This window comes from Streptomyces sp. NBC_00448 (genome assembly GCF_036014115.1).
GTDB lineage: Bacteria > Actinomycetota > Actinomycetes > Streptomycetales > Streptomycetaceae > Actinacidiphila.
Genome location: NZ_CP107913.1, coordinates 9,461,816 through 9,482,341, shown reverse-complemented (window position 1 = coordinate 9,482,341; position 20,526 = coordinate 9,461,816). Strand labels below are relative to the sequence as shown.

The window sequence follows — 20,526 nt, the reverse complement described above, 5'->3', positions numbered from 1 at the left end:
CTACTCCCCCTCGTCCAGGACCGCGTCGCCGCCCTTGACGTGCCGGGCGGGGTTGTGCTGCTGCTCCAGCAACTCCACTGCCCAGTACAGCGGTTGGGTGCCCTCGTGCTTGACCATCCCCGGGGACACCCCGAGCCGGAAGGTGCCCGGCGCGGGCTTGCCCGCGGTGTCGTAGGGCAGCACGTCCAGGGGCGACGGCCCGGCCGACGGGTAGACGGCGCAGTCCGACAGCACCGCGATCGGCAGCACCGCGTCCGCGCCGAACACCACCGCTCCCGACGGCGGCGGGCCGCCGCTCGTGGCCAGCGCGGTCCTGACGAGCTTGCGGTGCATGTTGACACGGGCGGCGGAGATGACCGCGGCGCGGATGTCGGGCCGCCAGCTCGGGCGTTCCAGCGCCGGCCAGCGCTCGCCGGGCCGGTACTTCGCGCCCTGGGGGCGTTCGCGGAGCTTGCCGATGCCGCCCTTGACCGTCGACTTGATCGCGGACAGCACCGCCGCCATCCCCGGGTCGCCCGCCTTGTGGGTCGCCATCGCGGCGAGGAAGTCGCCGGGTGCCAGGTCGGCGGTCACCCCGAGGTCGGCCATCGTCGCCTTGTACGCCTCCGCCAGGTGCTTGTACCAGGGGTCGAGGTACGGGCCCGCCGCGCGCCGTACCCACGCCTCGACCGGGTCGAGCCGCACCGGCAGCCGGTACGTGTCGATCAGCTCCTGCGCGTACGCCACCGTCGGGGTGGCGTACCAGGCAGGGCCCTCGGGGCGCCGGCCGTGCGGGGTGAACGGTGACGGCAGCCGCGGGTCCAGCTCGATCCCGGACAGGTCCACCAGCCAGCAGCCGGGCACCGTCTTGTCGAACCGCGGCGACCGTACGTACTCGGGTCCGGACAGGCCCACGACCAGGCGGTTGGCGGCGGCGAGGAACGCGGTGTTCACGTCGATGCCGACCGCGAACTGCCGCGCGCACTCGGCGTCGGTGAGCAGTTCGGTGGCGCGGACCCAGTCGTACGCCTCCTCGTCGAGGACCTCGGCCGGGGTGCGCTCGTGGGTACGGGGGTGGAGCGCCGCGACGACCGGGTGTTCGTCCGGGGCCTCCGGCGGCGCCGGGTCCACCGCCACGGTCAGCGAGCCCGGTACCGGACCCGACACCCATGCGCCGGTCGCGTCGTCGCGGACCGCCCGCGTCGGCGGCCGCAGCGCCGCCATCAGTTCGAGGCCGGCGACCGCGGTGGACCCGCGCGGGGTCAGCACGCGGGCCGCGTACGCCGAGAGCGCCCGGGCGAGTTCCGCCGGCGGCAGTTGGTCGGCCTCGCCCCAGGCACGCGCGTCGAGCGCGCCCCACGGCAGCACCGCGAACTGCACGCACTGCCGTTCGCCGCCCACGGCCGGCCGGTAGACGCGTGCCCACGGCCCGAAGCCGCGCTGGGTGAGCCGCCACTTCGCCTTGCCGATCTGCCGTACGACCTGGTGGTCCTCCGGCAGCCGCATCGAGCGCCGGTCCTCCAGCCGCTCGGGCAGGCCCAGTCGACCGGCCGCCTCGGTGGTGAGCACGACCAACGGGTCGGAGTCCTTGCCCGAGTGGTGCAGTCGGGCCGCGCCGAGCCTGGCCTCCGCGAGGGTCCACTCGACCAGTTCGGGCAGCGTGCCCGCAGGGCACTGCAGCACCAGCCCGCCGGCGCAGTACAACTGGCCGTCGCCGTCCAGGACACCGAGCGGGCCGTGCGCGAAGCGGGGGTCGGCGGCGGCCCGGGCCGGTGCCGGGGCTGTCGCGGGCGTGGCGGGTGGCCGCTTCGGCGCGGGGCGCCGCGCGGGCGCCGACCGGGCCATGGGAGTGCGCGGCGCGGGTGCGGGGGCGGCGGCCGGGGCAGGAGCCGGCGCGGGCGGCGGGGTGGGCGGCGGCGCGGCGGCCTCCGGGCCGGCGGACGCCTCCAGGTCGCCCGACGAAGCGGGCGCGGGTGCGGGGAAACGAGCCGCGAGGCCCTCCAGCAGCCGGGCGTACGCGGCACGCTGCGGCGGACGGGGCTCGCTCAGCCCGGCCTCCCAACGGCCCACCGCCTCCCGCCGGGTGTCCACCGCCCCGGCGATCTGTGCCTGGCTCAGCCCGGCCGCCTCCCGCAGCCGCTTCCGCTCGGCGGGCGGCGGCAGATCGTCCGAGGGGACACGCTCCAGCAGCGCGTCGACCGCGCTGAACAGCTCGTTCTCCGTGGGCACAGGACTCACCTCCGCGCCCACCCTAGCCACACCGCACACCGGATCGCGTCCGAATCGCTCAGCGCCCGCCGAAGATCCGCCCCCGGCCGCCGAAGATCCGCCCCCGACCGAGCCAGGGCGCGCCCCCATGGGGCCGTGCGGCGGTGAACCGGGGCGTGCCGTGGGTGGGGCTCTCGGCATCTCGACTCGCCGGTTCCGCTCCGCCTGCCACGAACCCCAGATCCAGTGCTCAGGCCGTTGCCTTGTCCGGCAGGCCGAAGAGCGGCAAGCAGGGCCGGAGACCGGCGACCGTGACAGAGACACGCTGGTGCATCTCCCACCTGGCCCGGGTCAGCCGCAGGCGGCGCATCGTCATGCGGCGACCTCGAACCGCCAGCTGTTCAACGCCGTCGGGTTCGTATCCCAGCTTCTCGGACACGGTGAACGATGAGGCGTTGTCCTCGAAGGCCCCCGACAGCGCGTCGGCAGCACCCAGCCCGACGAACGCCAGATGCAGCGCGGCCGCACGCATCTCGGTTCCGATTCCCTGCCGCTGATGGCGCATGCCCAGCCAGGAGGCGGTGCTGACCTGCCTCAGCGCAGCGAAGTCACGGGCGGCGATGGACTGCAGGCCGACCACCCGGCCGTCTTTGAAGACGGAGAGGTTCAGATCCCAGTTGTCCCCGGTCCAGTTCCCCCGCCGCAGCCAGTGGTGCCGCACTACCGAACGCGCCCTCTCGGCAGGCGGCAGATCCGTCCAAGGCACGATGAACGGCATCCTGTCGGGCTCGTGGATGCCCCCGGCCGCCAGGTCGGCCAGTTCACCCAGCTCCTCCTCGGAGGGCAGCCGCAATTCCAGGCGGGGAGTGGTCAGCCGCAGGCCCAGCAGGGGCCAGTGATCCATCAGCATGGTCCAGTGTCCGGTTCCGCCAGGACCGAACGCATCCCGTTTTCCGCCTCGGTCGTGGTCCTCCGCCGAGCGCCGGCCGGCCACCTGGGTCACCGGCGGAGCCGGGGCGCGAGCACCGCGCGCACGACTTTGGCCACGCTGCTCGTGTCGGGTCCGTCCCCGTCGCCGGGTCGTCCCCGGCGCCGGGTCGTCCCCGGCGCCGGGTTCGGGTTCGGGCACGCACTGAAGCTGCGACAGCAGTTGGTCGGTCGACCGGCAGAGCGGGACGAACACGCCGGCCACCGGGTCGACCAGCTCGAACTGCGGCCGGCGGTGCTGGAGCGGCGGAAGCGACCGGCACGGGCCGCACCGTGCCGTCATCGAGGCGGGACGGTGCCGCCGGTGCCGCCGGCGCCGTCCGGTCGGCCCGAACGTCCTTCGGGTAGGCCGGTCGGGCGGCCGGTCGGCGGAAGGTCGGGCGTCGTACGGTCAGCCCCCGACCCAGCCCTGTCGCTTGCCGAACTGCACCAGGCCCTCCCGCACCGCGACGATCTGCCGTCCCGTCAACTCCGGTACGCAGCCCAGCAGAAGCTCGGTCAGCTCAGCGCCGTACTCGGTCGCGCCCAGCACGTCGCACGTCTTCTCCTCGCCGTCCGGGGCCGGCGAGCCGGTCGCCGTGCTCGCCTGCGCGGGCGACGTCCGCTGCCCCGGCACGAGTGCCCGCACCGGCGGGCTCCCCGCCTCCCGCGCGAGCCGCACCTCGGAAGCCTTCGGCCCGCGCTCGCCGTCCTCGACCTCGAACTCCACGGCCAGCCCCGAGTGCACGGACGACTCCGGAATCAGCAGGTCGTTCACGTGCAGGAAGACGTCGTCGCCACCGCGGTCCGGGGCGATGAAACCGTACCCGCGCGTCCCGTCGAACCGGATCACCCGACCGACAGCCATCCTCTGCCCCCCATGACCGAGATTCCACCGGTGTCCCGCCCGACACACTAGGCGAGTTCCCGACCGCACGTCCGCCACTTCACCGACGCGGCTCAACACGGCGGCGGGCAGCGGAAATCCGACGAACGGGCCGCGGCCACCCCGGTCACTCCGGCTCGATGAGCTGATCCGCCTCCGCCCGGTAGCTCCTGAGGTCCTCCGGATCGAGGAAGGCGGTCAGGGCACCGCAGGACAGGCATGCCCGGCCCCGGCGCGCCATGTACTCCGGGCGCGGCCTGAGCGCCCCGGGCCGCCGGAACCGCAAGGTGGGGTGGCGCTGGTCACCGACCCTGTTGTCCGTCATCAACTCACCGAGCGGCCCCAGTTCCCCCGCCCCGCACACTCCACATCGCAACATGCCACCGAGCCTACGTACGTCCGCACCCGCGCCTGAGGCCGCCGGGTCCAGCTACGGTTCCGGCTTCAGCTACGGCTCCGGCTCCCGCGTGGCTGTGGACGTTGATGACGGTTCCGTCCGGTGCTCGGACGAAGAAGCTCCGGCCCTCCGCGATGTCCTCGGCCACCACGTTTGGGCATGATCCCGCGGATCGTCATGCCCAGCACTGTAGTGGGACGCCCGCGGGCCGTCGCCGCACCCAGCCGGTGCTGCGCGCCGCGCGGGGAGATCCCGGTACCCGGCCGGGTCCGCCGCCGCGGCAATGTCCAGTCAACTGCCCAGTGTGCGACCGAGGACCGTCTTGTTATGTTCGGCGGAAGCCGAACTCGACGTTGGAGCAGCATGTCTTCCGTGGAAAGTCAATGGTGCCGCCGCTATGTCCCCGCACAGAACCCGACCGCGCGCCTCGTCTGTCTCCCCCACGCCGGCGGATCGGCGCCCTTCTTCCACCCGGTGGCGACGGCGCTCGGCCGCGAGGTCGACGTGGTCGCGGTGCAGTACCCGGGCCGCCAGGACCGCCGTACCGAGCCGCCGATCACCGACATGTCCGTGCTCGCCGACCGGATGGCCGAGATCCTGCGCGAGGACGACGGACTCCCGCTGACCTTGTTCGGACACAGCCTCGGTGCCGTCCTCGCCTTCGAGACCGCCCGCCGGCTGGAGGCCGAGGGCCGGCCGGTGGCGCGGATCGTCCTGTCCGGGCGCCGCGGGCCGTGCACGCACCGGGACGAGGCGCTGCACCTGCTCGACGACGCCGGGCTGATCGCCGAGCTGCGCTCGACGAGCGGCACCCTGTCCATCCTGCTCGACGACGAGGAGCTGATGCGGGCCGCGCTGCCGGCACTGCGCGCCGACTACCAGGCCGTCGAGTGCTACACCTGCGATACGGCGGCGAGCGTCAACTGCCCCGTCACGGTGCTCACCGGTGATCAGGACCCCAAGGTCACGCTCGACGAGGCGCGCCAGTGGGCGCGGCACACCACCGGCGGGTTCGAGTTCGAGGTGTACCCGGGCGGGCACTTCTTCCTGACCCGGCACATCGAGCCGATCCTCGGCCTGCTGCGCGGGCACCTCACCGGGACGTCCGCGACCTTGTCGTAGCCGCGGCGCGGGCGGCGATCCGGACGGCGCCGACCGCCGAAGGGGTCGCGGAGCAGCTTCGCCACCCCCCGTGGTGGCTTCTGGCCAGAGAGTGGCCGGTGAAGCTAAGGTGATCCGCGCTTGTTCACCGGAGCAGATCACCATGGGGGCTTCACCGTATGACTGACTCGCCTGAGGTCTCCGGCGCCGTACTGCCCGGCTATCCCGAGCCGTTGTGGATTCAGGCGGTCAACGTGATCCGCGGCGAGATCGACCGCGGGGTGCTGCAACCCGGCGGCCGGCTGCCGCCCGAGCGCGAGCTGTGCCGCCAGTTGGGTATCAGCCGGGTGACCTTGCGCAAGGCGCTGGGCAGCCTGGTCGAGGCCGGTGTGCTGAACCCGTCGCACGGGCGCGGCTGGTACGTCGCCCGGAACGCGCAGAAGAAGGAGTGGCCCAACAGCCTGGAGTCGTTCAGCGAGACGGCGACCCGGATGGGCCTCACCCCGCACTCGAAGGTGCTGCGCGCCGAGACGAGTCCGGCCAGCATCGACGAGGCGGAGCAGTTGGGCATCGCCCCGGGCACCCCGCTGTTCCGGCTGGAGCGGGTGCGGTTCCTGGAGGGCGTGCCGATAGCGCTGGACCTGACCCGGCTGCGGCGGGCGCTGGTGCCGGACATCGAGGAGGTCGACTTCCAGGACCGTTCGCTGTACTCGACGCTGTCGGCGGCCGGGGTGGAGCCGGTGCGCGCGGACAGCACCATCGAGGCGACGAAGGCCGACGAGCGGGCGGCCGAGCACCTCGATCTGGCGCCCGGCGACCCGGTGCTCGTGATGCGGCAACTGGCGCTGAGCGCGCAGCAGGAGCCGCTGTTCGTCTCCACGATCCAGTACGCGGGCGACCGCTACCGGCTGCGCACGTCGTTCGCCCGGTCGTAACGGCGCCCGCCGCGCGCGCCTCGTTCACGAGGACGTAGCCGCGTACGTCGTCCGCGCGGTGGTCACACGTACGTCGTCCGCGCGGTCGCCGGCGAAGGACCCGGCCACGGCCGCCCGGGTCAGAACAGCACGACGCCCTTGACGAAGTCGGGCCCGGCCTCCTCCATCATGCGGAACGCCTCGTCCACGTCGTCGAGCCCGAACCGGTGGGTGATCAGCGGTTCGTAGCTGAAGCGGCGCTCGGCGACCAGGTCGAGGGCCTGGCGCATCGCGGCGAGCAGGCGGGTGCGGTCGGGGCAGAAGCCGTTGACGACGGTGACGGCCTTGTACCAGAGGTCCATGTCCATCTTCGCGTCGCCGGTGTGGTGGTAGCCGACGACGCACAGGGTGCCGAACGGGCGGACCAGGCTGCCCGCGGTCTTCAGCCCGCCGGTGGCCCCGGTCGCCTCCAGGACGATGTCCAGCCGCGCGTCGGTGGCACGGCTGGTCCCGGTGCGGTATTCCGCCGGCAGTTCGTCGGGGGCGAAGACCAGGTCGGCGCCGAGGGCGAGCGCGCGCCGGCGGCGGGCCGGGTCGGGGTCCACGCCGACGAGCAGGCCGGGGGCGTGCCGTTTGGCGAGCTGGACGAGGCCGAGCCCCATGAAGCCGAGGCCGACCACGGCGACGTGGGCGCCGGGGGCGATCGGGGTGCGGGACAGAGCCTCTTCGAGGGTCGCGACGGGTTCGCCGATGGCGTGCGCCGGTTCGATGCCTGCCGGTACCGGCAGGACCGCGTTCGCGTCCAGCACCGCGCGGGTCGCGAATCCGTCGCCGCCCAGCCCGGTCACCAGGTCGCCGGGCTGCCAGCGGGCGGCGTCGCGTCCCGTGGCGACGACCCTGCCGACCATCTCGTGGCCGAGCCGCACCGGCGGGCCGGCCGGGTCGTGGGTGAGCCACGGCCCGATGTCCGAGGTGCACACTCCGCAGGCCAGTACGTCCACCAGCACCTGACCGTCGCCGGGGGCCGGGTCGTCGGCGGTGACGACCTCGGAGGTGCGGGGGCCGATCAGTTGACTGAACTTCATACGAGTCTCCTGTCTGAGTGGTGCGGGTCAGTGTAGCCATCTGGTTCTAAGTGGTAAGCCCCCATGCAAGGCGATCATGGCCGAATCAGCCATCCCACTTGTCCGGTTTTTCGACCAAACATCATGATTATGGGTCGAGTTCCCGCCGCGTTACCCGCTGTTCGACCCCTAGACAGGGCCGCTCTTCGGAATAAGATGTCGGCAAGTGGTATGCGTTTGGCACACCATCATTGGCGTCCGGAGAAGGTGAGGTATGCATGGACGACTCCATGCGAGTCTCCAGTGCGGACCTGTCGGCGGTTGTCGTCGGGGCCGGCTCGCAGGGCAGGGTGCACGCCCTCGGCTATCTCGCCACCCCCGGGGTGGCGCTGACCGGTCTCGCCGACGTGGACACCGCGTCCGCCGAGGCGCTGGCCGCCGAACTCGAAGTGCCCGCCGTCCACCGCGACTTCCACGAACTGCTCGCGGCCACCCGGCCGGACCTGGTCAGCGTCTGCACGCCGCCGGCGCTCCACCTCGAAGTGGTGCGGGCGGCGATCGCGGCGGGCGCCCGGGCGATCCACTGCGAGAAGCCCATGGCGCTCAGCTACGGCGACGCCGTCGCCATGGTGACCGCCGCCGCCGACGCCGGGGTGCAGCTCACCTTCAACCTCCAGCGGCGCTTCGAGGCGGTGCATCGGCAGGCCCGGGAGTGGATCGCGCAGGGCGAGATCGGCGACGTGGTGACCGTCGAGGGGTACTGCCCCAACCTCTTCGACTGGGGCACCCACATCCTCGACCTCATCCTCTTCCACCGGCAGGACGCCGCCCCGGAGTGGGTGCTGGGCCAGATCGACGTCTCGGTGAACCGCTACGTGTACGGCGTCTTCACCGAGACCGCCTCACTGACCCAGGTGGGCTGGGCGGACGGGGTACGGGCGGTGGTCTCCACCGGCCGCGAACCGCACACCTCCGCGCTCAACCTGGAGAACGGCCTCGGACTGATCGTCCAGGGCACCCGGGGGCGGGCCGACATCCGCGGCGCCCGCACCCTGCTGCGGCGCTTCGGCAAGGACGACCTGCTGCGCGAGTCGCCGTTCGACACCGACTCCCGTACCTGGGACCGCGGTGTGGACCCCGCGATCGTCGCCGGGACCGCCGACGCGATCCGCGACCTGGTCGCGTCGCTGCGGACCGGCAGCCGGCCGGCGCTGCACGCCGAACACGCGCTGCGCGGGGCCGAGTTGATCTTCGCCACCTATGAGAGCAGCAGGTCCAGGCGGCGCGTGGCGCTGCCGCTGGACCGGATGGACAACGCCCTGACCAGCGGGCGCGCAGAGGGCTTCTGGAGCCCTACCGGTGAATTGCGCTCCACCTACTGAATCGAGCCTGCGCATGCAGATATCCCAGCCCCGCCATGTCCGGGCCGGCCACCCCGCGAGGCCCGCCGCCCGGGCCGCCGGGCACCGCGCCCGTGCCGCGGCCCCGGCCGGCCGCCCCGCAGGGCCGACCGCCCTCGCCGTGATCAGCGGCGACGACGTGTACGAGGACCTGTTCACCGCGGCCTCCGTGCTGCAGAGCACGCTGACCGAGGAGGGTTTCGCGACCCGCACCGGGCTCGGCACCGCCCCGCTGGACGGCGCGGCCGACGCGGACGTGATCGTCCTGTACACCGCGCTGGGCCGTTTCACCACCGGTCAGCGCCAGGCGCTGGCGCGGGCGGTGCACGGCGGCTGCGGCCTGGTCGCGCTGCACTCCACCACGGTCCTCGCCTCGCCGCCGGACCGGTTGGACGCGGGCGACCGGCTGCTCGCCGAGCTGATCGGCGGCCGCTACCTCTCGCACGGGCCGCTCCCGCACGAGAGCCGGTTCGAGGTGCGGCTCGACCCGGACCACGAACTGACCGCGGGCATACCGCCGTTCGAGGTGACCCACGAGCACTACGAACTGGCGACGGCGGACGACGCTCAGGTGGTCGCCTGGCGCGAGACCGCCACCGGCACCGAACCCCTGCTGCACACCCGGCAGTACGGCCAGGGCCGGGTCTGCTACCTCCAACTCGGCCACGACATGCGGATCTGGGGTGAGCCCGCGATGCGCGAGCTGGTGCGGCGCGCCGCCCGCTGGGCCTGTCGACCCGATCGTGAAGGCGAGTGACCGGTGCGCACGCTGCTACGGAAGATCGCCTTCTACCTGCTCACCGCCTGGGCGGCGATCAGCCTCAACTTCCTCATCCCGCGGATCATGCCGGGCAACCCGGCCGACAACCTGATCCAGCAGTTCCACGGCAAGCTCAGCCCCTCCGCGGTGCACGCGCTGCGGGTGCTGTTCGGCCAGTCCGACCAGAACCTCTGGCAGCAGTACGTCAGTTACTGGCACAGCGTCTTCACCGGTGACTTCGGCACCTCCTACGCCTACTACCCGTCGAAGGTCAGCACGGTGCTCGGGCAGAGCATGTACTGGACGCTGATCCTGGTGACGATCTGCACGGTGCTCGGCTTCGTCATCGGCACCGCGCTGGGCATGCTGGCCGGCTGGAAGCGGGGCAGCTGGCTGGACTCACTGGTGCCGGTCACGACGTTCCTGTCGTCGATCCCGTACTTCTGGTTCGCGATCATCATGGTCTATCTCTTCGCGATCACCTTCAAGTGGTTCCCGCTGTCCGGCGGTTACGCGCTCGACCAGCACATCGGGCTGAACAGCGGCTTCATCGGCAGCGCGATCAACTACGCGGTGCTGCCGGCCGTGACCATCACCGTGGCGTCGATCGGCGGCTGGCTGATCGGCATGCGCAACATGATGGTCACCACGCTCAGCGAGGACTACGTCCGGCTCGCCGAGGCCAAGGGCCTGTCGAAGCGGCGGGTGATGTACACCTACGCGGCGCGCAACGCGATGCTGCCGTCGCTGTCGGGCTTCGCGATGTCCCTGGGCTTCGTCATCGGCGGCTCCATCGTCACCGAGGTCGTCTTCAACTACCCCGGCATCGGATCGGTGCTCTTCAAGGCCGCGCAGGCGGCCGACTACCCGCTGATGTCGGCGATCTTCCTGCTGATCACGGTGCTGGTACTCGTCGCCAACCTCGTCGCGGACATCGCGTACGTCTTCCTCGACCCGAGGACAAGGGAGAGCTGATCATGGCCCTGCAACCCGCTGCCCTGGCCGAGTCCGACGCCGCTGTCCCCGACACCGCCGGCACCGACCCCGCGGCCGAGTCCTCCGGTGGTCCCGACCGTCTCTGGCTGCGCCTGCTGCGCTCACCGCTGACCCTGACCGGTCTGGTGATCGTGCTGATCTTCGTGGTGCTGGCCGTCGTCGCGCCGTGGATCTCGCCGTACGACCCGTCGTCGGTGAGCGACACCACGCTCGCCGGGCCGTCCGGCTCGCACTGGCTGGGCACCACGCAGAACGGCCAGGACGTCCTGTCGCAGATGCTCTACGGCGCCCGCGCCTCGATGCTGGTCGGCATCGGCGCCGCCGTGCTCACCACCGTGCTGTCGGTGGCGGTGGGCGTGACCGCCGGCTACGTCGGCGGGCTCGGTGACGAGGTGCTGTCGCTGCTGGCCAACGTGTTCCTGGTGCTGCCGAGCCTGCCGCTGACCATCATCCTGGCCGCGTACCTGCCGCACAGCGGCTCGCTCGGCATCATCCTGGTCATCACCGTGACCGGCTGGGCCTGGGGCGCCAGGGTGCTGCGCGCGCAGACCCTGTCGCTGCGCAAACGGGACTTCGTGGAGGCCGCGCGCGCCACCGGCGAGCCCACCTGGCGGATCATCGTCAAGGACATCCTGCCCAACCAGGTGGCGGTGATCGCCGCGTCCTTCCTGGGCACGGTGACGATGGCCATCCTCACCCAGGCCAGCCTGGCGTTCCTGGGCCTGGCCGACGTCACCCAGTGGTCGTGGGGGACGATCCTGTACTGGGCGCAGACCGGCAGCGCGCTGCTGACCGGTGCCTGGTGGTGGTTCGTACCCGCAGGGCTGGCGATCGCGGTGCTCGGCACCGCGCTGTCCCTGGTCAACTTCGGCATCGACGAGTTCATCAACCCCCGGCTGCGGCAGGCCGGCATCGGCACCAAGAAGGCCCAGCGCGGCCAGGTGTCGGCGAAGCGGACCCGCCGCGTCAAGCACCAGGGCCCGCGGGTGCGCCGGCCGGCCCCCACCCCGTTCACCCAGGACAGCACCGACGTCGTGCTGGACGTGCGCAACCTGCGGGTGGAGTACGTCGGCGAGGGCGGCGCCCGCACCCCGGCGGTCAGCGACGTGTCGTTCCGGCTGCGCCGCGGCGAGGTGCTCGGCATCGCGGGCGAGTCCGGCTCCGGCAAGTCCACCCTCGCCTACGCCATCACCCGACTGCACAAGCCGCCGGCCGAGATCAGCCAGGGCGAGGTCCACTACACCGGCCCGGACGGCGGCACCGTCGATGTGCTGGCCATGGACGACGCCGAACTGCGCGGATTCCGCTGGGAGGAGCTGTCCATCGTCTTCCAGTCGGCGATGCACGCGCTCAACCCGGTGCTGCGGATCGGCGCGCAGATCGAGGACGTCATCGTCGCCCACCGGCCGAAGATGAACGCGCCCGAACGCGCCGCCCGGGTGATCGAGTTGCTCGGCATCGTCGGTATCCCGGCCGACCGCGCCAACTCCTACCCGCACGAACTTTCCGGCGGGATGCGGCAGCGCGCGATGATCGCCGTCGGGCTGGCACTGGACCCCGAGATCATCGTGATGGACGAGCCGACCACCGCGCTCGACGTGGTGATCCAGCGCCAGATCATCGAGAAGATCATGGAGCTCAAGGACCGGCTCGGCTTCTCGGTCGTCTTCATCACCCACGACCTGTCGCTGCTGATCGAACTCTCCGACACCATCGCGGTGATGTACGGCGGCAAGGTCGTCGAGATGGCGCCGGCCGACGACTTCTACCGCCGTCCGCAACACCCCTACAGCCGCGGGCTGCTGGCGTCCTTCCCCACCCTCGGCGGGCCCAAGCGGGAGCTGACCGGTATCCCCGGCTCCCCGCCCGACCTGCGCCGGCTGCCGACCGGGTGCGCCTTCCGGCCGCGCTGCCCACACGCGTTCGACGCCTGCGCCACGCAGGTGCCGCCGCTGTACCAGGTGGGCGGACCCGGCGGCGGCACCGGGCTGGCAGCCTGCCTGCTGCACGCCGACGCCGCATCCGGGGCGAAGGCCGGCGCCGCGGAACCCGGTGCCGCCGGCCCCGGCACGGCGCGGCCCGCGCACCCCGAGACGACCCCGAACGAACTGGCGACAGGTGAGACCCGATGAGCGCTGAGACCACGGCCACGGCGGCCACCGGCGCCGGTGGCACCGGCGGCACCGCCGCCGAGCGGCCCGTGCTGGAAGCCGTCCACGTGACGAAGCACTTCCCGGTGCGCGGCGGACTGCCGGTGCGCGGCGCCGAGCGCAAGGTGGTGCACGCCGTCGAGGACGTGTCCTTGCGGCTGTACGCGGGCCGGATCACCGCGCTGGTCGGCGAGTCCGGCTCGGGCAAGTCCACCCTCGCCCGGCTGCTCGCCCAGCTCTACCCGCTCACCAGCGGGGAGGTGCGGCTGCACGGCGAGCCGGTCCGGGCGCTGCGCGGCCGGGCCTTCCGCGACCACGTGCGCAAGGTCCAGCTGATCCTCCAGGACCCGTTCGGCTCGTTCAATCCGGTCGCGACGATCGCCGGCACCCTGAAGCGGGCGGTCGCGCTGCACCACCCGGGCAAGCACGGCAAGGACCGGACCGCGGTCATCGACGACCTGCTGACCCAGATCAACCTGGTGCCGCCGCGGCAGTTCACCGCGAAGTACCCGCACGAGCTGTCCGGCGGGCAGTTGCAGCGGCTGTCCATCGCCCGCGCGCTGGCGGCCGACCCCGAGGTGTTCCTCGCCGACGAGCCGGTCTCCAGCCTCGACGTCTCCATCCGGCTGGGCATCCTCAACCTGCTGCGCCGCCTCACCGAGGAACGCAACGCGGCGATGCTCTACGTCACCCACGACATCGCCTCCGCCCGCTACTTCGCCACCGACACCGCGGTGATGTACGCCGGCCAGGTGGTCGAGTCCGGCCCGTCGGAGGCGGTGACGCAGCAGGCGGCGCACCCGTACACGCAGTTGCTGATCGCGTCCGCGCCGGACCCGTCGCGGGTCGGGGCCGACCGGGTCCGGGACATCGGGCAGCCGCCCAGCCTCATCAACCCGCCGTCCGGCTGCCGGTTCCACCCGCGCTGCCCGTACGCGATGGAGCGGTGCGCCGGACAGGTGCCGGAGCCGTTCGAGCTCTCCCCCGGCCACACCGCCCGGTGCTGGCTGTACGCCGACGACCCCGAGGCCCGCGCCAGGCGCGCGGACAACGCGGAGGCCGTCGCGAACCTCACCGCACCCGTGGCCGAGGTCGCCACCGCGACCGGCAGCGCCACCGCCACCGCGCCCACCCCCGCCACCGCACCGGCGCCGGCGACCGCCGCCACGCCCGACTCGCCGGACGCATCCGACACTCCGGACGCACCCGCCTCCTGATCTCCCCAGGGCCGCACCCCGCCGGCCCGCACGTAGCTCATCCGCTGTCCCTACTTCCAAGGAGCAGACGCACGTGACCACTTCACAGTCGCCCCTCGCGTCCGGCATGACCAGACGCGGCGTCCTCGCAGGTGCGCTGGCAGGCGCCGGCACCCTCGCGCTGTCCGCCTGCCAGCCGTCCGGCGGCGGCAGCTCGGGCGGCAGCGACACGCTCACCGTGGCCGCCCAAGCCGACAACCTCACGCAGGTCTTCAACCCGTTCCTGGAGAACACCGCCCAGGGACTGACCTACACCAGCCCCGGGTCCGGCGGCTTCATCTACGAGCCGCTCGTCCAGATCAACACCGTCAACATCGGCCATGACCTGCCCTGGCTGGCGAAGTCCTGGCGCTGGTCGAACAGCAACAAGACGCTGACGCTGGAACTGCAGACCGGTGTGAAGTGGACGGACGGCACGGCGTTCTCCGCCGACGACGTGATCTTCACGTACACCCTGCTGAAGCAGAACGGGGCGCTCAACCTGGGCGGCGTCAAGTTCAGCACGGTCACCTCGCCGAGCCCCGCGCAGATCGTCTTCACCTTCGACGTGCCGTCCGAGCAGTTCTTCACCGAAGTGGTGTCGGTCCCGATCGTCAGCAAGCACATCTGGTCGACGGTCAAGAACCCGGTCACGTACACCGACAAGAACCCGGTCGGCACCGGCCCGTACAAGCTCGACGAGTTCTCCCCGCAGAGCTTCACGCTGGTGCGCAACGAGGAGTACTGGCAGCCGAAGGCGCAGATCAAGTCGCTGCGGTTCGTCGCGTACAAGGACAACGAGAGCATGACGAACGCGCTCGTGCAGGGTCTGGCGGACTGGGGCGGCACGTACATCGCCAACGCCGACAGGACGTACCTCAGCCGCAGCAAGCACAACAACTACTGGGCGCCGCTGGCCGGGACCGACGGCCTGATCCCCAACCTGGAGCGCTGGCCGCTGAGCGACATCGCGGTCCGCAGGGCGATCAGCCTCGGGGTGAACCGCAAGCAGGTCGGCGCGGCCACCGCCTCCCCGCCGGCCACCAGCGTCACCGGGCTGCCGATGCCCGCGTACACCTCGTCGATCGCGCCGCAGTACAAGGGCGTCGACTTCACCCAGGACGTGGACAAGGCGCACCAGACGCTGGCCGGCGCCGGCTACACCAAGGGCGGCGACGGCTACTACCGCAAGGGCGGGAAGCGGCTGGAGTTCTCGATCACCTTCCCGTCGGCGTACACCGACATCGCCTCCCGGGTGCAGGTGCTGATCTCCCAGCTCAAGGACATCGGCATCAAGCTCACCATCGACACCACCACGGTGAACGACATCAACACCCGCACCGCCAAGGGTGACTTCGACTCCACGATGGGCTACCCGGTGAACTCCGCGCCGCGGGCGTTCTCCTACTACTACGACACCATCAACCCGAATCTGTACTTCCCGATCGGCAAAGCGACGCCGACGTACCAGAACATCGAGCGGTTCCAGAGCGCGGAGGCGGCGGAGCTGTTCAAGGAGTACCCGAAGGCGACCACGGACGCCCAACGGCAGCAGATCCTGGACGGGATCGAGAAGCTCTTCGTGGAGAACCTGCCGTGGATACCGATGTTCTACTGGGGCAGCTACGGCAACTGGAGCACCGCGAAGGCGACCGGCTTCCCCACGCCGCAGGACCCCTACTTCAGCCCGGTGCCCAACCCGGTGGTCGCGCTGCGGCTGAAGCCGGTCTGATCCGCCGCGGCCCGCGCACCGCACCGCGGGCCGCGCACCCGCACCGCCCACCCGGCCCGCACCGCGCGCCCACTCCGATCCACCCGCCCCGTGCGATGGCGCCGGGCACCCCGATCCCGTTTTCTGCCGCACCCCCGCGAGGAGAGCCATGTCCCACCTGACGACGCCGAGAGCCATGGTCGTCGTGAACGGCGACGACACCCACCACGACCTGCTCAGTGCCGCCGGAGTCTTCCAGCAGCTCGGTGTCGAGGCCGGGTTCGCCACCCGCAAGGCCATGGGCACCAGCCGGTTCGTCGATCCGCGGCCGGAGACGGCCGAGGCGGACGTCTACCTCTTCTACACCGCGGGCGGGCACTTCGCGACCGGCCAGCAGCAGGCGCTGGCCGACGCGGTGCGGGCCGGCAAGGGGCTGGTCGGGGTGCACGGCGCCAACATCCTCGGCTGGCAGGGCGACGGCCTGGACCCGGCCGACCGCCCGCTGTTCGAGTTGCTCGGCAACCGCTACCTCTCGCACGGGCCGGGCCACCACGAGGGCCGGCACACCATCGAGATCGTCGCGGAGCACCCGATCACCGCGGGCGTCACCGACTTCGAACTCTTCGACGAGTACTACGAGTTCGAGCTCGCCGACGAGGACGTGACGGTGCTCGCGCAGCGGCACCGGGCGGACGGCGCGGTCATCCCGGTGCTGTACGCCCGCGAGGTCGGGGCCGGCCGGGTGGTCTACCTGGCGCTCGGCCACGACATGCGTTCCTGGGGCGAGCCGCCGGTGCGCGCCCTGGTCCGGCAGGCGCTGCTGTGGGCGGCCGGCCGTGACTGAGACGACGAGCGCCGGCCCCGCGCGGCCGGCCGGAGGAGGAGACATGGCAGCCGGTATCGGCGTCATGATGTACACGGTGCTCGACCAGGCACGCGCCGACCTGGAGGGCACCCTGGCCCGGCTGGCGGAGCTGGGCTACCTGGGCATCGAGACCTACGGGCTGGTGGAGCACTTCGGGTCGGCCCGGGTCAGGGACGCCATCGCGGCGGCCGGGCTCACCCTCACCAGCGCGCACACCCCGTTCCCGGCCGGAGCGGACGCCGAGCGGCTGCTGGACCAGAACCAGGAGCTCGGCGCCGAGGTCCTGGTGTGGAGCATGGAGCGCGAGGAATTCGACTCCCCCGACGCGATCCGGCGCGGCGTGGCGCGGGTCAACGAGGCCGCCGAGCGCGCGGCCGGCCGCGGCATGCGGATCGCCTACCACAACCACTTCGCCGAGTTCAGCCAGGAGTTCGGCGGCCGCTCGGCGTACGACCTGCTGCTGGAGCTGCTCGACGACCGGGTGCTGGTCGAACTCGACGCCTACTGGACGGTGATGGGCGGCGCCGACCCGGCGCAGGTGCTGGCCGGGCTGGGCGAGCGGGCGCGCTTCGTGCACGTCAAGGACGGACCGGCGCTCTCCTACGAGGACGACGTGATGGTGCCGATCGGGGAGGGCCGGATCGACTGGACCCGCACCCTGACGACGCCGTCGGGTCCGCGCTGGCACATCGTCGAGCTGGAGCGGCTGCACATCGACACGTTCGAGGCGCTGCGCCGCTCCTACGCCCATCTGGTCGGCCACGGGCTGTCCCGTGGCGCGGTCGTCCCGGCGCCGACCGAGGAGCAGGCATGAGGGTGCTGTTCCTCGGCGGTGCCGGGATGATCGGTTCGGCGGCGGCCGCACGGGCCGCGGCCCAGGGCGCGGACGTGACGATCGTGACGCGCTCGGAGCCGGTGCGGGCGGTCGCCGACGGCGTACGGCAGTTGCGGGCGGACGTCCGCGATCCGGCGGCGCTGAAGGCGGTGCTGCGCGACGAGGAGTTCGACGCGGTCGTCAACTGGGTCGGCTTCACCCCCGACGACGTGCGGGCGCATCCGGAGCTGTTCACCGGCCGGACCGGGCAGTATGTCTTCATCAGTACCTGCTCGGTCTTCGGCCGGCCGGTGCCGCACCTGCCGATCACCGAGTCCAGCCCGCGCCGCCAGCCGGTCTTCGGCTACGCGCGGGACAAGATCGCCTGCGAGCTGCTGCTGGAGGACGCCTACCGCGACACCGGCTTCCCGCTGACGATCGTGCGGCCCTTCCACACCTACGACCGCACGGTGGTCCCGGTGCTCGCCGGGTGGACGGCGATCGAGCGGATGCGCGCGGGGCGGCCGGTGGTGGTGCACGGCGACGGCACGTCGCTGTGGTCCCTCACCCACGCCCGGGACTTCGCGCGGGCTTTCGTGGCGCTGCTCGGCCTGGACCACGCGGTCGGCGAGAGCGTCAACGTGGTCAGCGGCGACATCCTCACCTGGGACCAGATCCATCTCACCCTGGCCACGGCGGCCGGGGTGCGCGACCCCCTGCTGCGGCACCGCGCCAGCGAGTCGATCGCCGAGCGGGTGCCGGGCTGGGGCGAGGTGCTGGAGCACGACTTCCGGCACTCGATGCTCTTCGACACCTCCAAACTGCGCGCGCTGGTACCGGGGTTCGCACCCGAGGTGTCGTTCTCGCAGGGCGCCCGGGAGGTGCTGGCGCACTACGACTCCCACCCGGAGCTGAAGTCGGTCGACGAGGAGCTGTCCCGGGCCTTCGACGTACTGCTGGAGGGCTGATGGCGACCGCCCGCTTTCCCCCAGTGGTATTGCGTGGTCTATATTTAGTGGACCCCTGACATACCATAAGCAGACCAAAGAACTAACGTGAGAGTCCGGCTGCGGGCACTGCCCGCGGCCGGCCACCGCAGGACGAGGGAAGAGGAACGCGTGATCGGCGTCGGTCTCATAGGTTCGGGATTCATCGGCGACACATACGCGGACGCGCTCCAGGACGTGAGGAACGCGACGCTGGTGGCAGCCTGTTCGCGCGACCTCGCGCGCGCCACCGCGCTGGCCGCCAAGTGGGCCCCGGAGGCCCGCGCTTACGACGACATGGCCGCCCTGTGCGCCGATCCGGCCGTCGACCTGGTGGTCGTCGCGGTGCCCAACGAGGCGCATCTGGACGCGGTACGGACCGTCGCCGCCGCCGGCAAGGGCGTGGTGTGCACCAAGCCGCTGGCCCGTACCGGCGCGGAGGCGGCACAGATCCTGGACGTGGTCCGCGAGGCGGGCGTCTGGCACGGCTACGCCGAGAGCTCGGTCTTCTCGCCCAACATCGCCAAGGCGCACGACATGGTCGCGGCCGGCGCGATCGGCGATCTGCTCACCATGCGGGCCCGCGAGGCCCACTCCGGGCCGCACGCCCCGCACTTCTGGGACGCGCAGACCGCCGGCGGCGGCGCCCTGCTCGACATGGGGTGCCACACGGTGGAGTCCGCCCGGCACTTCTTCGGCAAGGACAACCCGATCACCGAGGTCTTCGCGTGGGGCGCCACCCTCGCCCACGCGGACCGGACCACCGGCGAGGACACCGCGATCGCGCTGCTGAAGTTCGCGGGTGGCCAGCTGGCCACCGTGGAGTCGTCGTGGATCGAGAAGGGCGGCATGCAACTGCGGCACGAACTCGTCGGCAGCGCCGGCCGCCTGGTCACCGACACCTCCGCGACACCGGTGTGGGGCTTCATCGAACGCCCGGCCGGCTACCTGGTGGAGAAGGCCGACGCCGACACCGGCTGGGTCTACCCGGTGCCGGAGGAGGCCCGCGCCTACGGGTTCAGCCAGCAGATGCGGCACTTCGTCGACTGCTTCGCCCGCGGCGAGGTGCCCCGCGAGACCTTCGAGGACGGCGTCGTCGTCAACCACGTGCTGGACGCCTGCTACGCCTCGATGCGCTCGGGCACGTGGGAGAAGGTCCAGGAGCCGAAGGTCCAGGCGCAGGCATGAGCACGGATCACATGAGCGCGCGCCGGCCGGACCCCGCGGCGGCACCGCGAACACCGGCGGGCCAGGCACCGGCACCGCGAACACCGGCGCCGGCGGTGCCCGCCGTGCCGGTAGGACCCGCAGTGCCCGCGGTGCCGGCCGCGCTGACCGGCGGCTACCCGGAGCCGCTGTGGATGCAGGCGAAGGAGGCGCTGGAGAACCGGATCGCCGTCGGCGAGGTCAAGCCCGGCTCCCGGCTGCCCCCGGAGCGCGAGTTGTGCCGGATGCTCGGCATCTCGCGGGTCACCCTGCGCAAGGCGCTCACCGCGCTGGTGGAGGAGGGAGTGCTGCGCGCCGCGCAGGGCCGCGGCTGGTACGTCTCCGCGGCGGAGCGCAAGGAGTGGCCCAACACCCTGGAGTCGTTCTCCGAGACCGCCCGCCGGATGGGCCTGCTGGCCACCTCGGAGGTGCTGCGCCGCGAGACCGGGCCGGCCAGCTTCGACGAGGCGGAGGCGTTCCAGATCGCCCCCGGCACCCCGCTGTACCGGCTGGAGCGGGTCCGCATGCTCGACGGCGTGCCCATCGCGGTCGACCACTCGCTGGTCCCCACCGACGTCGCCGCGGGCTTCGACGCGGTCGACTTCACCGTCCGCTCGCTCTACGACACGATCGCCGACGCGGGCTTCGAGCTCGCCCAGGCCGACACCACCATCGAGGCCCGGCCCGCCGACGCCGCGCTCGCCGGCCACCTCGCCATCGCGGCGGGCACCCCCGTCCTCGACATGCGGCAGATCGTCCGCGACCGCGCCCAGCGGCCGCTGCTGTCCTCGTCGATCCGCTACGCCGGCGACCGCTACCGCCTGCGCACCTCCTTCATGCGGAACGCCGGCCAATGACCCGGCGCCGCCCGAACCCCCTTCGCAGAAG

Annotated in this window: 18 protein-coding genes and 1 pseudogene; 14 read left to right on the top strand and 5 right to left on the bottom strand. The window is 72.0% G+C overall.

Translation table 11 applies throughout. The annotated features are described in order from the left end of the window. The 4 genes from tap to OG370_RS40710 all read right to left on the bottom strand — a co-directional run bounded on the left by tap (position 1) and on the right by OG370_RS40710 (position 4,364). Positions 1–2,208, bottom strand: a complete 2,208-nt coding sequence (gene tap, locus OG370_RS40725; RefSeq protein WP_328473491.1) for a telomere-associated protein Tap — start codon at positions 2,206–2,208, stop codon at positions 1–3. 229 nt (positions 2,209–2,437) lie between these two features. Beyond that, positions 2,438–3,190, bottom strand: coding sequence for a GNAT family N-acetyltransferase (locus OG370_RS40720; protein ID WP_328473489.1), 753 nt, complete (start codon positions 3,188–3,190; stop codon positions 2,438–2,440). A 375-nt stretch (positions 3,191–3,565) separates the two neighbouring features. Beyond that, positions 3,566–4,021 carry a cold-shock protein gene (locus OG370_RS40715; protein WP_328473487.1) on the bottom strand — a complete coding sequence of 152 codons (456 nt, stop codon included), beginning with the start codon at positions 4,019–4,021 and terminating at the stop codon, positions 3,566–3,568. A 145-nt stretch (positions 4,022–4,166) separates the two neighbouring features. After that, positions 4,167–4,364 (bottom strand): hypothetical protein, encoded by a 198-nt coding sequence (locus tag OG370_RS40710; protein ID WP_328473485.1) that lies wholly within the window; start codon positions 4,362–4,364, stop codon positions 4,167–4,169. Positions 4,365–4,799: 435 nt separating this feature from the next. On the opposite strand from OG370_RS40710, the gene OG370_RS40705 reads away from it, so the two are divergent. Next, positions 4,800–5,558 carry a thioesterase II family protein gene (locus tag OG370_RS40705; RefSeq protein WP_328473483.1) on the top strand — a complete coding sequence of 253 codons (759 nt, stop codon included), beginning with the start codon at positions 4,800–4,802 and terminating at the stop codon, positions 5,556–5,558. Positions 5,559–5,716: 158 nt separating this feature from the next. Beyond that, positions 5,717–6,472 carry a GntR family transcriptional regulator gene (locus OG370_RS40700; protein WP_328473481.1) on the top strand — a complete coding sequence of 252 codons (756 nt, stop codon included), beginning with the start codon at positions 5,717–5,719 and terminating at the stop codon, positions 6,470–6,472. Between the two features lie 119 nt (positions 6,473–6,591). Here the strand turns inward: OG370_RS40700 and OG370_RS40695 are convergent, their stop codons facing one another. Continuing rightward, positions 6,592–7,536, bottom strand: a complete 945-nt coding sequence (locus OG370_RS40695) for a zinc-dependent alcohol dehydrogenase (RefSeq protein WP_328473479.1) — start codon at positions 7,534–7,536, stop codon at positions 6,592–6,594. 257 nt (positions 7,537–7,793) lie between these two features. Between OG370_RS40695 and OG370_RS40690 the strand changes: the two genes are divergently transcribed. From OG370_RS40690 to OG370_RS40635, 12 genes and pseudogenes are all read left to right on the top strand, one after another. Further along, the gene (locus OG370_RS40690; protein WP_328473477.1) at positions 7,794–8,897 is read left to right on the top strand and encodes a Gfo/Idh/MocA family protein; all 1,104 of its coding nucleotides are present in this window, start codon (positions 7,794–7,796) and stop codon (positions 8,895–8,897) included. A gap of 13 nt (positions 8,898–8,910) precedes the next feature. Beyond that, positions 8,911–9,672: a ThuA domain-containing protein gene (locus OG370_RS40685; protein WP_328473475.1), complete on the top strand. Its 762-nt coding sequence runs from the start codon at positions 8,911–8,913 to the stop codon at positions 9,670–9,672. A gap of 3 nt (positions 9,673–9,675) precedes the next feature. After that, positions 9,676–10,650 (top strand): ABC transporter permease, encoded by a 975-nt coding sequence (locus OG370_RS40680; protein WP_328473473.1) that lies wholly within the window; start codon positions 9,676–9,678, stop codon positions 10,648–10,650. A 2-nt stretch (positions 10,651–10,652) separates the two neighbouring features. Next, positions 10,653–11,513, top strand: a pseudogene (locus tag OG370_RS40675) (ABC transporter permease); the annotation flags it as partial. Positions 11,514–11,657: 144 nt separating this feature from the next. Beyond that, positions 11,658–12,803, top strand: coding sequence for an ABC transporter ATP-binding protein (locus tag OG370_RS40670; RefSeq protein ID WP_328474868.1), 1,146 nt, complete (start codon positions 11,658–11,660; stop codon positions 12,801–12,803). Continuing rightward, positions 12,800–14,038 carry an ABC transporter ATP-binding protein gene (locus tag OG370_RS40665; RefSeq protein ID WP_328473470.1) on the top strand — a complete coding sequence of 413 codons (1,239 nt, stop codon included), beginning with the start codon at positions 12,800–12,802 and terminating at the stop codon, positions 14,036–14,038. The genes OG370_RS40670 and OG370_RS40665 overlap by 4 nt, the downstream gene beginning before the upstream one ends. A 73-nt stretch (positions 14,039–14,111) precedes the next feature. Next, the gene (locus OG370_RS40660; protein WP_328473468.1) at positions 14,112–15,788 is read left to right on the top strand and encodes an ABC transporter substrate-binding protein; all 1,677 of its coding nucleotides are present in this window, start codon (positions 14,112–14,114) and stop codon (positions 15,786–15,788) included. 148 nt (positions 15,789–15,936) lie between these two features. Next, positions 15,937–16,611: a ThuA domain-containing protein gene (locus OG370_RS40655; RefSeq protein WP_328473466.1), complete on the top strand. Its 675-nt coding sequence runs from the start codon at positions 15,937–15,939 to the stop codon at positions 16,609–16,611. A 43-nt stretch (positions 16,612–16,654) separates the two neighbouring features. Then, positions 16,655–17,446: a sugar phosphate isomerase/epimerase family protein gene (locus tag OG370_RS40650; RefSeq protein ID WP_328473464.1), complete on the top strand. Its 792-nt coding sequence runs from the start codon at positions 16,655–16,657 to the stop codon at positions 17,444–17,446. Beyond that, the gene (locus OG370_RS40645) at positions 17,443–18,414 is read left to right on the top strand and encodes an NAD-dependent epimerase/dehydratase family protein (protein WP_328473462.1); all 972 of its coding nucleotides are present in this window, start codon (positions 17,443–17,445) and stop codon (positions 18,412–18,414) included. The genes OG370_RS40650 and OG370_RS40645 overlap by 4 nt, the downstream gene beginning before the upstream one ends. Positions 18,415–18,501: 87 nt before the next feature. Next, positions 18,502–19,620, top strand: coding sequence for a Gfo/Idh/MocA family protein (locus tag OG370_RS40640; protein WP_328473460.1), 1,119 nt, complete (start codon positions 18,502–18,504; stop codon positions 19,618–19,620). Positions 19,621–19,742: 122 nt separating this feature from the next. Continuing rightward, complete coding sequence (locus OG370_RS40635; RefSeq protein WP_328473458.1) at positions 19,743–20,495, top strand: GntR family transcriptional regulator; 753 nt, start codon at positions 19,743–19,745, stop codon at positions 20,493–20,495. The last annotated feature ends 31 nt before the right edge of the window (positions 20,496–20,526 follow it).